The following is a 15,223-nucleotide window of genomic DNA, read 5'->3' as shown; positions in this document are numbered from 1 at the left end:
CATGTTCATATGCTTTTGGAAGTAGATCCTCAGTTTGGCATCCACAAAGCTGTAAAGTCATTTAAAGGCTATACGTCCAGAATTTTAAGACAGGAATTTCCCTATCTTAAAACGAAAATGCCGACTCTCTGGACAAACAGCTATTTTGTATCGACGGTGGGCGGTGCTCCGCTGGAAACAGTAAAACAGTATATTGAAAACCAGAAAACATCGCAGAGACAAAAGGATAAGATGGGATAATGCAAAAAGGAATTAAATTTAGGATCTACCCGAACAGAGAACAGAAAAACTTCATCCATCAGACCCTGGGATGTTGCCGGTTCATCTACAACCGGGGACTTGCCATGCGTAAGGAAGGCTATGAAAATGGGGAAAAGATCGGCTATTCCCAGACTTCCGCCATGCTGACTGAACTGAAAAAGCAAGAGGAGTTTGCCTTTCTGAAAGCAGCAGATTCCATTGCATTACAGCAGTCTTTGCGGGATCTCGACCGGGGATTTGTGAATTTCTTTCAGAAACGGGCTTCCTATTGAAGGGGGCGATTTCCTGTAAATTCAAATCGTTTTCTACCTGTAAGATCATTCCGGGGAAGACGGTCAAATAAAATGAAAATACAGATGAGGAGAAAATAAAATGTTATTTTTTGTAAACGATTACTGCGAGGGAGCGCATCCGGCGATCCTCCAGAAACTTCTGGAAACCAATATGGAGAAGCTTTCCGGCTATGGCACAGACAAATACTGTGATTCTGCAAAGGAGAAGATCCGTAAAGCCTGTGGCTGCCCGGATGCAGATGTGTTTTTCCTGGTGGGAGGAACTCAGACCAATGCCACGATTATAGGTTCTGTCCTGAACCGTTATGAAGGTGTTCTTGCGGCACAGACCGGACACGTAAGCTGTCATGAGGCCGGAGCAATCGAGTATACAGGACATAAGGTACTGACACTTCCGGCAGAAAACGGAAAGATCAAAGCAGAAAGTATCACAGATTATGTGGAAACTTTTTATGGGGATGAAAGTCACGACCATATGGTATTTCCGGGAATGGTTTATATTTCCCATCCGACAGAGTACGGAACACTTTATACGAAGAAAGAGCTGGAGGAAATTTCCGAGGTATGCCATAAATACGAGCTTCCGCTGTTTCTGGACGGAGCAAGACTTGGCTACGGTCTGGTAAGTCCGGAAGCAGATGTGACACTTGAGGATATCGCCAGATGTACAGATGTGTTCTACATCGGCGGAACCAAGGTCGGTGCACTCTGCGGTGAGGCAGTGGTCTTTACGAAAAAAGCTCCGAAGCACTTTATGACTATGGTGAAGCAGCAGGGAGCCCTTCTGGCAAAAGGCCGTCTTCTGGGAATCCAGTTTGACACATTGTTTACCGGTGATCTGTATACAAGGATCAGCAAAAATGCTATTGAAACAGCTATGAAGCTGAAAAGAGCCCTTCAGGAAAAAGGATATCAGCTTTTCCTGGATTCTCCCACGAACCAGCAGTTTGTAGTTTTGGAAAATAAAAAGAAAGAAGAACTGGGCAAAGAAGTTCAGTTTGATTTCTGGGAAAAATATGATGAAGATCATACAGTGATCCGTTTTGCCACAAGCTGGGGAACAAAAATGGAAGATATTGACGCGCTGATCGAGTTGCTGTAGGGCGGTCGGCAGACGATAAAAGAGATGAGATGGAAAAACTCCGTGAGGTCCGGGTGAATGCAGACCTCACGGAGTTTTTGTTTTCGAAAATTATAACTTCTTACCCTTCTCAGCAGCTGCGGTAAGCGCTTCGAATACGGCACTGCGAAAGCCGCTCTTTTCCAGGGTGCGGACACCTTCAATGGTAGTTCCTGCCGGTGAGCAGACCATGTCTTTCAGGTCTCCTGGGTGTCTGCCGGTTTCCAGAACCATTTTTGCGCTGCCGAGAACAGTCTGGGAAGCAAATTTATAAGCCTGCTTACGAGGCATTCCCTGGCTGACAGCGGCATCTGCCATGGCTTCGATAAACATAAACACATAAGCAGGTGAACAGCCGCCTACAGCGCCTGCGGCGTCCATCAGACGCTCCGGTATCACTTCGGTACAGCCAAAGCTGTCTGTGATCTTAAGGATTTCTGCCAGTTCGTCTTCCGAAACCCGGTCATTGGTACATACAGCAGTCATTCCGGCCCCAACCTGTGCAGGAGTATTAGGCATAAAACGGACAACTTTCAGAGGAAGACCGGCTTTTTCTTCCAGCCATGCAAGAGTCTTGCCGGGAGCGATTCCGATGATGGTGTGCTCTGTCGTGAGACTGTCGTGGACCTCTGTGAGAACTTTCTCATAAAACTGCGGCTTTACTGCAAGAACGACAGTTTTTGCAGATCTGACTATTTCATTGTTATCCAGAGTGGTGACAACACCAAGAGTTTTTTCACTGCGCGCTCTGCCTTCGTCTGTAAGGTTGGAAACAATGATCTCGTCCTTTGAAAAGATCCCCTGACGGAGAATACCGCCGATCATGGCAGAGGCCATATTTCCACATCCGATAAATCCAATCTTCATAAACAAAAATCCTCCTTGAAATTTATAAAAAAGGACACGCCTGACTGCGTGCCCTCTTTGGCAATGAAAGCAGATAACGGGAATCGAACCCGCCTCCTCAGCTTGGGAAGCTGATGTTCTACCGATGAACTATATCTGCCTGCATTACTAATTATAGCACCTGAAATAAGAAATACAAGTGCGATTAGCATAAATTGTGTGCATCGCGAAGCATGTTACTGAGAACGGAGTGAACAGTGATCGCTCTGCCAGCCCTGGCTCATGGTACTGTTATGATATCTGGTGGAATAAGTTACATCTTCTCCGAACCAGTCCGGCGCAGTGTAGGCATTGGCGGCTTCCTCTGTAGGAAATTCCACCTCAGCCAGAAGAACTCCCTCGTATTCTCCGTGGAACACATCCAGTTCAATAAAAAGTCCGTCTTTTTCCGGAATCACATAGCGGTCCTTGGTAATGAGGATACCGTCTGCTTTAGGCTTCAGATGCTCATAGGCTTCAGCGGTGAGCGGAAGATTATATTCTTCACGGCTCATGAGACCCTTGGATTTGTAAGTAAGAAAATAGTCATCATCCTGCCGGCGGATGCGGACGACAGGGGAAGTGCAAAGATACCCCTGCTCGATCCTGTGGCAGGGATAAGAAGCCAGATCCTGCGGAAGGTCATCCTTCCGGATCAGAAATTTACGTTCGATCTCCATATAAAAAACCTCCGGATTTGTGAAATGAAAAGATATTATGTTCAGTCTACAGGAAAAAAACAGGATTTGCAATGGCATATTTGTTGAAATTTCTTGACATTTTCAGATGGAAAAAGCATTATGGAAGGGAATGGGGAATACAGAAAATATTTATGGATTTTATAAAAGAAAGGATGAACAGGATCATGAGTAAAGTATATATTTTTTTCGCAGATGGTTTTGAAGATATTGAAGGACTGACCGTGGTAGATCTGATGAGAAGAGCCGGGATCGACATCCAGACAGTATCTATCAAAGAGACAAAAGAGATCAGAACCTCTCATGGGATCGATCTTCTTACAGACCGTACCTTTGGAGAATGTGATTTTTCCGATGCGGATATGCTTGTAATTCCGGGAGGAATGCCGGGAACAAAATATCTGGAGGAATATAAACCGCTGACTGAGCTTCTGACAGATTTCTATCAGAATGGCGGCAAGGTAGCAGCTATCTGTGCGGCACCAGGTATATTCGAGAGACTTGGATTCCTGAAAGGCAGAAATGCTACATCGTACCCATCTGTTATGGAACAGCTTAAAAGTGCCAGAACATCTCTGGAGCCTGTAGTGGTAGATGGAAATGTAACTACCAGCAGAGGCCTTGGAACAGCCATCGATTTCAGCCTTTCCCTGATCGGACAGCTGGAGGGAAGCGCAAAGGCAGAAGAGATCGCTGAATCGGTGGTGTATGTAAGAGCATGAAAAAAGAGATGAAACAGGTCCTGTGGGTAGTGGCGCTTTTTGTTATACTGATGACAGCCACAGGAAATTTGGTGTCAGCTGCCGGCTTTGACTGGTCGGATGATACATTCGGGAATGCTTGCAAAAAAGTGTATTCCGTATCTTTCAGGTCAGGTGGAGGAGCCTCCTCTGCTATATATAAAAAATTGGAAAAGAAACAGAAATATGGTTCCATGATCACGATTCCCAAAGTGCCGCAGGTCCCAGCAGGATATCAGGCAGAAGGATGGTCTCTGAAAAAAGGAGGAGCGGAGGCAGGATATAAGCCGGGAAAAAAATATTTTGTAAAAAGAAATGTAACGTTTTATGCAGTGATAAAAAAGAAGAATAATCCCAAACTGATCCTGCACAGGAATGACGGAGATATCTACAAGATCATCCAGGCTCCAAGCGGAAAAATGAAATTGCCGGTGATGGCCAATGAAGAGAATTATACATTCCTTGGATGGTCTACCAGGGCAGGTCAGAAGACCGCACCAAGGTATGAAGCCGGACAGGTGATCACAGTCAGTGGGACCATGCATCTCTATGCGGTGAGATTCTGGCGGTATCAGGAACCGAATCTGGTCAGGAACAGCTTTCATTATCCTGAGAATTACGAAAGGATCATCTTTGTGGGAGATTCCAGGACATATGGTCTTCAGAAGGTATTGTACGAACAGTTTGGAAAGGAGTATGTGGACAGCCATGTCAGCTTTGTATGCTGTTCTAATACGGAACTGGGCTGGCTGAAGTCAACGGGCGCACAGGCTCTTTTGAAAGAAATAGAAAAATGTCGTAAAAATGAAAAATACGCAAAGATCGCAGTGGTGTTTAATCATGGTATCAATGATCTCAGAGATATTAACGGAAAACAGGATCTGAATGATAGACTCTCACAGTACGTGTCTTATATGAAAAAGCTGGGAACAAAGCTTTCCATGAAAAACTGCAGTCTGTATTATATGTCTGTGAATCCGATCAATGGAGGGGAAAAGGGAAGTACCAAGAATCGTAAATGTGAGGATGTCCGGACTTTTAACAGCGGTCTTGCCGGTGAGCTTGGAAGTCAGTACCACTATATTGATGTTTACAGTTATCTGATGCGGACCGGATATGGTACTGTATCCAATACGGGAGACGGTACAGACGATGGTGTTCATTATACGCCTAAAACTTATAAAAGGATTTTTACATTTTGTCTTAACAACATAAGAAAGACAGAAAATTACTTTAACATTGAGGACGTGGGCAGCTGAGAAATGCCCTGTGGGGACATATGGAAAACTGAAAAAAATACTGGCGTTTTTACAGTGGTTATGCTATACTACAGAAATGACTGTAAATATATAATGCGAGTGTTAACTATTTTATATAAGGTATTTACTCGATATGATTAAGGAGGAACAAGAAACATGAGTTTACAGGTGGAGAAAATGGAGAAAAACATGGCGAAACTTACAATCGAGGTTTCCGCCGAGGATCTTGACAAAGCAATGCAGAATGCATATCAGAAAGCAAAAGGCAGAATTTCTATTCCGGGATTCCGTAAAGGAAAAGCTCCAAGAAAAATGATCGAGCAGATGTACGGAAAGGGAGTATTCCTTGAGGACGCTGCAAACGCTCTGATCCCTGAGCATTACAGCAAAGCACTTGCTGAGTGTGATCTTGAGATCGTTTCCCAGCCTAAGATCGATGTAACACAGGTTGAGCCTGGCAAACCATTTATCTTTACAGCAGAAGTAGCTACTAAACCAGAGGTAACTCTTGGTGACTATAAAGGACTTGAGGTTCCGAAGTCTGAGACAGAGGTAACAGACGAGGAAGTTGAGGCTGAGCTTAAGAAAGAGCAGGAGAAAAACTCCAGAACCATCACAGTTGAGGATCGTGCAGCACAGAACGGCGATACAGCAACTATCGATTTCGAGGGCTTCGTAGATGGTGAGGCATTCGAGGGCGGTAAAGGAACAGACTATCCGCTGACACTTGGTTCCAACACCTTCATCCCGGGATTCGAGGAGCAGCTTGTTGGTGCTAACACAGGTGATCACGTAGAAGTTAAGGTTACATTCCCGGAGGAGTATCAGGCAAAAGAGCTGGCTGGCAAAGAAGCTGTATTCCAGTGCGATGTTAAGAAGATCGAAGCAAAAGAGCTTCCGGAGCTTGACGATGACTTCGCTAAGGATGTATCTGAGTTTGATACACTTGCTGAGTACAAGGAAGACGTTAAGAAGAACCTGACAGAGAAGAAAGCAGAAGATGCACGTCGTGCAAAAGAAGATGCAGCAGTAGATAAAGTGATCGAGAATGCACAGATGGATATTCCGGAGGCAATGATCGAGACACAGACACGTCAGATGCTTGACGATTTCGCAAGAAGAATGCAGTCCCAGGGTCTTTCCATGGAGCAGTACTTCCAGTTCACAGGCCAGAGCGTTGACAAGATGATGGAAGACATGAAGCCACAGGCTCTTAAGAGAATCCAGACAAGACTTGTTCTTGAGAAGATCGCTGAGGTAGAGAACATCCAGCCAACAGAGGAAGAGGTTAACGAAGAGATCTCCAAGATGGCAGAGATGTACAAGATGGAAGCAGACAAATTAAAAGATCTCATCGGTGAGAACGAGATGGAGCAGATGAAGAAAGATATGGCTGTTCAGAAAGCTGTTACATTAGTTGCCGATGCAGCTGTAGAGGCGTAATAAACCTCGGAAATGGAGGGCAAAATGAGTTTAGTACCTTACGTCATTGAGCAGACCAGCAGAGGAGAAAGAAGTTATGATATCTATTCAAGACTTCTTAAGGACCGAATCATTTTCCTTGGAGAAGAGGTAAACGATGTCAGTGCGAACCTGATCGTTGCGCAGCTTCTCTTCCTGGAAGCAGAAGATCCTTCCAAGGATATCCAGCTTTATATCAACAGCCCGGGTGGTTCTGTAACTGCCGGAATGGCAATTTATGATACAATGCAGTATATCAAGTGCGATGTATCTACGATCTGCCTTGGAATGGCAGCCAGCATGGGAGCTTTCCTCCTGTCCTCCGGTGCCAAAGGCAAGAGATATGCACTGCCGAATTCGACGATCATGATCCATCAGCCATCAGGCGGTGCACAGGGGCAGGCTACAGAGATCCAGATCGTAGCTGACCAGATCGCAAAAACCAAAAAGAAGCTGAACGAGATTCTTTCTGCGAATACCGGACAGCCTCTTGAGATTGTGGAAAAAGATACTGACCGTGACAACTATATGACAGCGGAAGAAGCTAAGGCATACGGCCTGATCGACGGTGTTGTGATCCACAAATAATGCGTAAGAAAAGACTCCTGTAAAGACACAGGAGTCTTATCTTGCTTTAAAAAGGAATTTTAAATGTCTGCGAGAGACGGACATTTACGCTTAGAAAGGAAACAAAAAGATATGGCAGATAAAGTAAAAGAAGGAAAGGTAAGATGCTCCTTTTGCCATAAGACTGAAGATCAGGTACGCAAGCTGATCGCAGGTCCGGATGGAGCATATATTTGTGATGAATGTATCGGGATCTGCTCCGAGATCATGGAAGAAGAATTCAGTATGTATGATCATGAGGCAGATTATGAAACAGGGATCAACCTTCTGAAACCGGAAGAGATCCACAGTATCCTGGATGAGTATGTGATCGGACAGGATGATGCCAAGAAGGCACTTTCCGTAGCTGTTTACAATCATTACAAGAGGATTCTTGCTTCAAGAAACCTGGACGTGGAGCTGCAGAAGAGTAATATCCTGATGCTTGGTCCGACCGGTTCCGGTAAGACACTTCTTGCACAGACACTGGCAAGACTGCTGAATGTTCCTTTTGCCATCGCAGATGCCACTACTCTCACAGAGGCAGGTTATGTTGGCGAGGATGTTGAGAACATTCTTCTGAAGATCATTCAGGCAGCAGATTACGATATTGAACGTGCGCAGTACGGAATCATCTATATTGATGAGATCGACAAGATCACAAGAAAATCCGAGAACACTTCCATTACCAGAGATGTGTCCGGTGAGGGCGTACAGCAGGCACTTCTGAAGATCCTGGAAGGAACCGTTGCAAGTGTTCCGCCGCAGGGCGGAAGAAAGCATCCGCATCAGGAGTTTATCCAGATCGATACGACAAACATCCTGTTCATCTGCGGTGGTGCTTTTGACGGACTGGAGAAGATCATCGAGGCAAGACAGGATACCAAATCCATTGGTTTCGGAGCAGAGGTTTCCGAGAAGGAAGACCGCAATGTGGGCGAAGTTCTGAAGGAGGTTATGCCGGAGGACTTTATTAAATTCGGTCTGATCCCGGAGTTTATCGGACGAGTTCCGGTCGTGGTAACCTTGGATTCTCTGGATGAAGAAGCACTGATCCGTATTCTGAAGGAGCCTAAGAATTCCCTCACAAAACAGTACGACAAGCTTTTTGAGCTGGATGGCGTGCAGCTTGAGTTCCAGGATGAAGCACTTGAGACAGTTGCCCGGAAATCTCTTGAGAGAAAAACAGGTGCCAGAGGACTTCGTGCCATCATGGAGCATACCCTGATGGATCTGATGTACAAGACACCATCGGACGACACCATCCGTAAGTGTATCGTCACAAAAGAGGCAGTGGAGGGAACCGGAGAGCCGGAGATCATCCACGGGGAGGCCAAGGCTCCTGCAAAAAAAGCAGGACGCAAAACATCCCGTTCGAGAAAGAAAGGCAAGCCGGAAACAGCTTGATGAAGGGAATGACATAAATGACAAATCAGGTCAATATATTGCCAATGATCGCTCTCCGTGGGACTACAGTCCTTCCGGATATGATCGTACACTTTGATGTGAGCAGGGAGAAATCTATCCGTGCCGTGGAAGCAGCCATGCTCCATGACCAGAAGATCTTTCTGCTGACACAGAAGGATCCTGAGGTGGAAATACCGGAACTTACGGATCTGTATCAGGTAGGAACCGTCGCTTATATCAAGCAGGTGGTGAAGCTTCCGCAGGATCTTTACCGGGTTCTGGTAGAGGGACTGGACAGGGCAGAGGTTCTGGGCCTGGAGCAGGAGGAACCATATCTGAAGGCGGAATGCGAGATCGTTACGGCACAGGAAGAGGATTACCCGGAACCGGTAAAGGACGCCATGCTTCGCAGCATCCGGGAGCTTTTTCAGAGATACTGCAGAGAAAGCGGAAAAGTAAGCAAGGATCTGGTAACCCAGATCATGAACATCGAAGATGTGCAGGAAACCATCGACCAGATCGCAGTAAATCTTCCGATGGCGTATCAGAACAAGCAGAAGCTTCTGGAAGCAGTGTCTTTGAATGACCGTTATGAGATCCTTGGAGCGCTTCTTGGCAGCGAGATCGAGGTGATCCATATCACTAAAGATCTTCAGCGCAAGGTGAAATCCCATATCGACAAGAATCAGAGAGAGTATATCCTCCGGGAACAGCTGAAAACCATCCGTGAGGAGCTGGGCGAGGAGAATACTGCTGATGATATCGATGAATTTAAAAAACAGCTGAAGGAGCTGGATGCATCTGATGAAGTAAAAGAGAAGATTTCCAAGGAGATCAGCCGTTTTAAAGGAATGGCAGCCAGTGCTGCAGAGGCAACGGTGCAGAGAGGCTATCTGGAAACCGTTCTTGCACTTCCGTGGAATAAGAAATCCGAGGATTCCGAGGATCTTGAGAACGCATGGAAGGTTTTGGAAGAGGGTCATTACGGACTGAAAGAGGTCAAAGAACGTATCATGGAATTCCTTGCTGTACGTAAGCTGACCCACAAGGGAAAGAGTCCGATCCTCTGTCTGGTGGGACCTCCGGGAACCGGAAAAACTTCCATTGCACGTTCTGTGGCAGAGGCCATGAACAAGAAATACGTCCGCATCTGTCTTGGAGGTGTCCGTGATGAGGCTGAGATCCGTGGCCACAGAAAGACTTACGTCGGTGCCATGCCAGGAAGGATCACAGTCGCACTGAAGGAAGCCGGAGTCAGCAACCCGCTGATGCTTCTTGATGAGATCGACAAGACCAGCAGCGATTATAAAGGAGATACCTCCGCAGCACTTCTGGAGGTTCTGGATCCGGAGCAGAACAGTAAGTTCAATGATCACTATGTGGAGATTCCCCAGGATCTTTCCGAGGTACTGTTTATTGCCACTGCAAATGATGTTCAGGGAATCCCGAGACCTCTTCTTGACCGTATGGAGCTGATGGAAATCCCGGGATATACGGAAAATGAGAAGGAACATATCGCAAGGGAACATCTGATCCCGAAGCAGATGGAGATCAACGGTATTCCGGAAGGCAAGCTGGTGATCCAGCCGGCAGCTCTTGGCAAGCTGATCAACAATTATACCAAGGAAGCAGGAGTCCGTTCTCTGGAGAGAAGCATCGGACGTATCTGCAGAAAAACTGCACGTGCTATCATGGAAGAGGGTAAGGATAAGGTAGTTGTCACATCCCGAAATATTTCCAGATTCCTTGGCAAAGAACGATATAACTATCTAATGGCCAATGAGAAGGATGAGATCGGGATCGCCCGCGGTCTTGCATGGACACAGGTAGGCGGTGATACCCTGCAGATCGAAGTCAATATCATGCCCGGAAAAGGCGAGCTGCTTCTCACCGGACAGCTTGGAGATGTGATGAAGGAATCTGCACAGGCAGGTATCAGCTATATCCGTTCGGTTTCTGACCAATATGAGATCGATCCGGAATTTTTCCAGAAGCATGATATGCATGTACATATTCCGGAGGGTGCCGTTCCGAAGGATGGCCCGTCTGCCGGTATTACAATGGCAACTGCCATGCTGTCTGCAATTATCGAAAAACCGGTGCGTGCGGATCTTGCCATGACCGGTGAGATCACCTTAAGAGGCCGTGTGCTTCCGATCGGCGGACTGAAAGAGAAGCTGCTTGCAGCTAAATATGCCAGGATCAAGGAAGTCCTTGTTCCGGAGAAAAATCGTCCGGATATCGAGGAGATGGACAGAGAGATCATCCAGGGACTGAATATCCGGTTTGTGGATAACATGAAAGAAGTTCTCGGTGAAGCTCTTGCATAAACAAAAAACAGAAAAACCCTGCCCTGACCTTCAGGACAGGGCTTTTAAAAGAAAAGGGAGGAATAACGAATGGTAATCAAAAACGTATCGCTGGATATCGTCTGCGGCATCACAAGCAAGATCCCGGACACAGGAAGGCCGGAGGTAGCTTTTGCGGGAAAATCAAATGTAGGGAAATCCTCCCTGATCAATGGTCTGATGAACCGCAAGGCCCTGGCAAGAACCAGCGCACAGCCGGGAAAAACACAGACGATCAATTTTTATAATATTAATGAAGCAATGTATCTCGTAGACCTGCCGGGCTACGGCTACGCCAAGGTTTCTGCGGCAGAGAAGGAAAAATGGGGAAAAATGATCGAGGGCTATCTTCATAATTCCAAAGAGCTCCGTGCGGTTTTTCTCCTGGTGGATATCCGCCACAAGCCTTCCGCCAATGACAAGCAGATGTATGACTGGATCTGTCACAACGGATATGAGCCGGTGATCATCGCGACCAAGCTTGACAAGCTGAAACGCAGCCAGGTGGCAAAAAGCCTGAAGGAGATCCGCATCGGACTGGGCCTTCCGAAAGAGGGAAAGATCCTTCCGTTTTCTGCGGAGACGAAGCAGGGAAGAGACGAGATATGGGCACTGATCGATGAGTTGACCGGCCTTGGTGAACCGGCAGCTACAGAGGATTAAGGAGAGCAGAAAAGATGGGAATTATCAAGGCGCTCAAGCTGGGATTTGACTATCAGAGATACGATGATGACGGCAATGTGGTAGACATGCAGCGTGCAGTCAATGATGTGAACCTGGACATTAAAGCAGGAGAATTTGTGGCAGTTCTGGGACATAACGGATCCGGAAAATCCACACTGGCGAAGCATATGAATGCGCTTCTGATCCCAACAGAGGGAACGATGCTGGTGGACGGGATCGATACCGCCAGAGAGACCAAACTCTGGAAGGTACGCCAGAAGGCAGGAATGGTATTTCAGAATCCGGATAACCAGATCATAGGAACCGTTGTGGAAGAGGATGTAGGCTTTGGTCCGGAAAATATGGGAGTTCCTACAGATGATATCTGGAAACGGGTGAATGACAGCCTGGAAAAAGTCGGTATGACAGCCTATCGTTATCAGTCCCCAAACAAGCTTTCCGGAGGGCAGAAGCAGAGAGTGGCTATTGCAGGCGTGATGGCCATGCGCCCGCGGTGCATCATTCTGGATGAGCCTACCGCTATGCTGGATCCTAACGGAAGAAAGGAAGTCCTGGAGGCAGTGCGGGAGCTGAACCGTAAGGAAAAGGTAACAGTCATTCTGATCACCCATTACATGGAGGAAGTGATCCATGCTGACCGTGTTTATGTCATGGACAGCGGAAATGTTGTGATGCAGGGAAATCCCAAAGAGATTTTTTCCCAGGTGGATACCCTTAAGGCGTATGGACTGGATGTACCACAGGTAACACTTCTTGCATATGAACTGAAGAAATCCGGCGTGGATGTTCCGGATGGAATACTGACTACAGAGGAGCTGGTGAGCGCATTATGTCAATCGAATTAAAAAATGTAACCTATACCTACAGCCCCGGGACAGCCTATGAGAGCCATGCGCTGAAGGATGTCAGCCTTGTGATCCCGGACGGCCAGTTTATCGGGATCATCGGACACACAGGAAGCGGAAAATCCACGCTGATCCAGCATCTGAATGCGCTGGTACAGCCAACATCTGGCCAGGTTCTGTATAACGGAGAAGATGTGTGGGCTGAGAAATATGACCGGAAACAGCTCCGCAGCGAGGTTGGTCTGGTGTTCCAGTACCCGGAGCATCAGCTGTTTGAAAATGATGTGATTTCGGATGTATGCTTCGGACCTATGAATCAGGGACTTTCCAGGGAAGAAGCAGAGAAAGAAGCGAAGCAGGCGCTGACTCAGGTTGGAGTAAAAGAGTCCAATTTCAAGAAATCACCCTTTGAGCTTTCCGGAGGCCAGAAAAAAAGGGTAGCTATTGCAGGGGTTCTTGCCATGAACCCGAAGATCCTGATCCTGGACGAGCCCACAGCAGGGCTTGACCCGAAGGGCAGGGATGATATCCTGGATCAGATCGCAGAGCTTCATAAGGTGCGAGGGATAACCATTGTTCTGGTTTCCCACAGCATGGAGGATATTGCGAAATACGTGGAGCGCCTCATTGTTATGAATCACGGAGAAGCTGTATTTGATGATGAGCCGAAGAAGGTTTTTTCCCATTATAAGGAACTGGAAACCATGGGACTTGCCGCACCGCAGATCACTTATATCATGCATGCGCTGAAGGAACATGGGCTGCATGTGGATGCAGATGCCACAACGGTGGAGGAAGCCAGAGACAGTATCCTTGCCGCACTTGTGCAGGCGAACTCTCCATTACTGAACAAAGGAGGGGCGGAAAAATGATCAGAGATATTACCATTGGCCAGTATTATCCGGCCAAATCCGTTCTTCACAGACTGGACCCACGGACCAAATTTCTGGGAACTCTGGGATTTCTGATCTCTGTGTTCCTGTTCCATACATTTCTCGGATATGCGGTGGCAACAGCATTTCTGGTAGCCATGATCGCAATATCCAAGGTTCCGGTGAAATTCATGTTCAAGGGTCTGAAGGCCATCGTTATGATCCTTCTGATCACGGTTGCGTTCAATATCATCCTGACGCCTGGCGAAGTGCTGTGGCGTTTCGGGATCATCAAGGTCACAAGGGAAGGCCTTGTTCTTGCAGGAAGAATGGCGATCCGTCTTGTTTACCTTGTGATCGGATCTTCCATCATGACATTGACTACCACGCCGAATCAGCTGACAGATGGTCTGGAGAGACTGCTTCGTCCGCTGAACAAGATCCGGGTGCCGGTACATGAGATCGCCATGATGATGTCCATTGCCCTTCGCTTTATCCCGATCCTTCTGGAGGAGACGGATAAGATCATGAAGGCACAGATCGCCAGAGGTGCAGATTTCGAAAACGGAAACCTGATCCAGAAGGCGAAAAATATGGTACCCCTTCTTGTGCCGCTGTTTATTTCGGCGTTCCGCCGTGCCAATGATCTGGCAATGGCCATGGAAGCAAGGTGTTACCATGGTGGAGAGCACAGAACCCAGATGAAGCCGCTGCATTATGAAAAAAGAGATTATGCGGCCTATGGGATCCTTGTGGCATATCTTGCGGTGGGCGTGGCATTCCGTGTGGCGGGACTGTAGCCAAATCCTGCCGGTACTCAGACATGGAACGGTCCGAAGCGCTGTATTTTGCACAGCGGAACTGTAACCGGATCAGGCAGGCATTTTGCAGGACGGTATGTCTGTTTTGGGATAGAAAGTACTGCAGGGATGTCTGTATCAGGAGGGAATATATTTTATGAAACGAGTAGGACTTGTTGTAGCTTATGATGGAACCAATTACTCAGGCTGGCAGACACAGCCAAATGGAATCACCATTCAGGGCGTTTTAAACGATACCTTAAGTGAGCTGCTTGGGGAAAAGATCGAGACCATCGGTGCCAGCCGTACAGATGCAGGAGTGCACGCTCTTGGAAATGTGGCGGTGTTTGATACCGAATCCAGGATCCCCGGGGAAAAATTTTCCTATGCACTGAACCAGAGACTTCCGGAGGATATCCGTATCCAGCTTTCTGAGGAGGTGGAGCCGGATTTTCATCCCCGTTACTGTGACAGTGAAAAAACATATGAATATCGTATCCTGAACCGGCGGTTTCCGGTGCCAACGGAGCGTTTATACTCTTATTTTTACCATTATAAACTGGATGTGGATAAGATGAAGGAAGCAACATCTTATCTGATCGGACGCCATGATTTTGCCAGCTTCTGCGGATCCGGCGCACAGGTGAAGACCACCATCCGTACCGTGACCTCCATGGACGTGTGGAGAGATGGTGACATGGTGACCATCCGCATTTCAGGAACAGGTTTCCTTTACAATATGGTGCGTATCATTTCCGGAACCCTGATCGAGATCGGAAACGGGCAGTATCCGCCGGAACGCATGGATAAGATCCTGAAAGCCTGTGACCGCGGGGCAGCAGGCCCCACAGCTCCGGCTCAGGGGTTGACGCTGATGGGAATCGAGTTTTTCTGAAAACAGGAATTTTGTTGAAAATTACAAGAAAAAACAGTTGACAGGCAAG

16 protein-coding genes and 1 tRNA gene are annotated in these 15,223 nt (G+C 47.2%); 14 read left to right on the top strand and 3 right to left on the bottom strand.

Going from position 1 to position 15,223, the window contains the following annotated elements; translation table 11 throughout:
- From tnpA to BLP57_RS01220, 3 genes are all read left to right on the top strand, one after another.
- Nucleotides 1-240: IS200/IS605 family transposase (tnpA, locus tag BLP57_RS01230; protein ID WP_139148817.1), on the top strand; the 240-nt coding region annotated here is incomplete at its 5' end.
- Nucleotides 240-533 (top strand): helix-turn-helix domain-containing protein, encoded by a 294-nt coding sequence (locus BLP57_RS01225; RefSeq protein WP_173759912.1) that lies wholly within the window; start codon nt 240-242, stop codon nt 531-533. The genes tnpA and BLP57_RS01225, both read left to right, overlap by 1 nt.
- 100 nt (nt 534-633) lie before the next feature.
- Complete coding sequence (locus BLP57_RS01220) at nt 634-1,656, top strand: threonine aldolase family protein (protein ID WP_092068705.1); 1,023 nt, start codon at nt 634-636, stop codon at nt 1,654-1,656.
- Between the two features lie 90 nt (nt 1,657-1,746).
- Here BLP57_RS01220 and proC read toward each other — a convergent pair whose 3' ends face one another.
- The 3 genes from proC to BLP57_RS01205 all read right to left on the bottom strand — a co-directional run bounded on the left by proC (nt 1,747) and on the right by BLP57_RS01205 (nt 3,239).
- On the bottom strand, nt 1,747-2,541 hold the full coding sequence (gene proC, locus BLP57_RS01215; RefSeq protein ID WP_092068702.1) for a pyrroline-5-carboxylate reductase: 795 nt from the start codon (nt 2,539-2,541) through the stop codon (nt 1,747-1,749).
- A 68-nt stretch (nt 2,542-2,609) separates the two neighbouring features.
- Nucleotides 2,610-2,680 (bottom strand) — tRNA-Gly (locus tag BLP57_RS01210).
- A gap of 76 nt (nt 2,681-2,756) precedes the next feature.
- Nucleotides 2,757-3,239, bottom strand: coding sequence for a CYTH domain-containing protein (locus BLP57_RS01205; protein ID WP_092068699.1), 483 nt, complete (start codon nt 3,237-3,239; stop codon nt 2,757-2,759).
- Between the two features lie 182 nt (nt 3,240-3,421).
- On the opposite strand from BLP57_RS01205, the gene BLP57_RS01200 reads away from it, so the two are divergent.
- From BLP57_RS01200 to truA, 11 genes are all read left to right on the top strand, one after another.
- A complete protein-coding gene (locus tag BLP57_RS01200) occupies nt 3,422-3,979 on the top strand; it encodes a DJ-1 family glyoxalase III (protein ID WP_092068762.1) in 558 nt (185 codons plus the stop codon).
- On the top strand, nt 3,976-5,256 hold the full coding sequence (locus BLP57_RS01195) for an InlB B-repeat-containing protein (RefSeq protein WP_092068695.1): 1,281 nt from the start codon (nt 3,976-3,978) through the stop codon (nt 5,254-5,256). Before BLP57_RS01200 ends, BLP57_RS01195 begins: the two co-directional genes overlap by 4 nt.
- Before the next feature lie 156 nt (nt 5,257-5,412).
- A complete protein-coding gene (tig, locus tag BLP57_RS01190) occupies nt 5,413-6,699 on the top strand; it encodes a trigger factor (RefSeq protein WP_015527366.1) in 1,287 nt (428 codons plus the stop codon).
- A gap of 24 nt (nt 6,700-6,723) precedes the next feature.
- Complete coding sequence (clpP, locus tag BLP57_RS01185) at nt 6,724-7,305, top strand: ATP-dependent Clp endopeptidase proteolytic subunit ClpP (RefSeq protein WP_015527365.1); 582 nt, start codon at nt 6,724-6,726, stop codon at nt 7,303-7,305.
- 111 nt (nt 7,306-7,416) lie between these two features.
- Nucleotides 7,417-8,730: an ATP-dependent Clp protease ATP-binding subunit ClpX gene (gene clpX, locus BLP57_RS01180; protein ID WP_022426169.1), complete on the top strand. Its 1,314-nt coding sequence runs from the start codon at nt 7,417-7,419 to the stop codon at nt 8,728-8,730.
- Nucleotides 8,731-8,747: 17 nt separating this feature from the next.
- A complete protein-coding gene (gene lon / locus BLP57_RS01175; RefSeq protein ID WP_092068692.1) occupies nt 8,748-11,060 on the top strand; it encodes an endopeptidase La in 2,313 nt (770 codons plus the stop codon).
- A gap of 69 nt (nt 11,061-11,129) precedes the next feature.
- Nucleotides 11,130-11,741, top strand: coding sequence for a ribosome biogenesis GTP-binding protein YihA/YsxC (gene yihA / locus BLP57_RS01170; RefSeq protein WP_015527362.1), 612 nt, complete (start codon nt 11,130-11,132; stop codon nt 11,739-11,741).
- A gap of 14 nt (nt 11,742-11,755) precedes the next feature.
- On the top strand, nt 11,756-12,607 hold the full coding sequence (locus BLP57_RS01165; RefSeq protein WP_015527361.1) for an energy-coupling factor transporter ATPase: 852 nt from the start codon (nt 11,756-11,758) through the stop codon (nt 12,605-12,607).
- A complete protein-coding gene (locus BLP57_RS01160) occupies nt 12,592-13,479 on the top strand; it encodes an energy-coupling factor transporter ATPase (RefSeq protein ID WP_092068689.1) in 888 nt (295 codons plus the stop codon). The genes BLP57_RS01165 and BLP57_RS01160 overlap by 16 nt, the downstream gene beginning before the upstream one ends.
- Nucleotides 13,476-14,279 carry an energy-coupling factor transporter transmembrane component T family protein gene (locus tag BLP57_RS01155; protein WP_092068686.1) on the top strand — a complete coding sequence of 268 codons (804 nt, stop codon included), beginning with the start codon at nt 13,476-13,478 and terminating at the stop codon, nt 14,277-14,279. The genes BLP57_RS01160 and BLP57_RS01155 overlap by 4 nt, the downstream gene beginning before the upstream one ends.
- Before the next feature lie 157 nt (nt 14,280-14,436).
- Complete coding sequence (gene truA / locus BLP57_RS01150) at nt 14,437-15,174, top strand: tRNA pseudouridine(38-40) synthase TruA (protein WP_092068683.1); 738 nt, start codon at nt 14,437-14,439, stop codon at nt 15,172-15,174.
- Nucleotides 15,175-15,223: the final 49 nt, after the last annotated feature.

It is taken from the genome of Blautia sp. SF-50, assembly GCF_900101315.1.
GTDB lineage: Bacteria > Bacillota > Clostridia > Lachnospirales > Lachnospiraceae > Blautia_A > Blautia_A fusiformis.
This window is presented reverse-complemented; position numbering and strand designations above follow the sequence as displayed.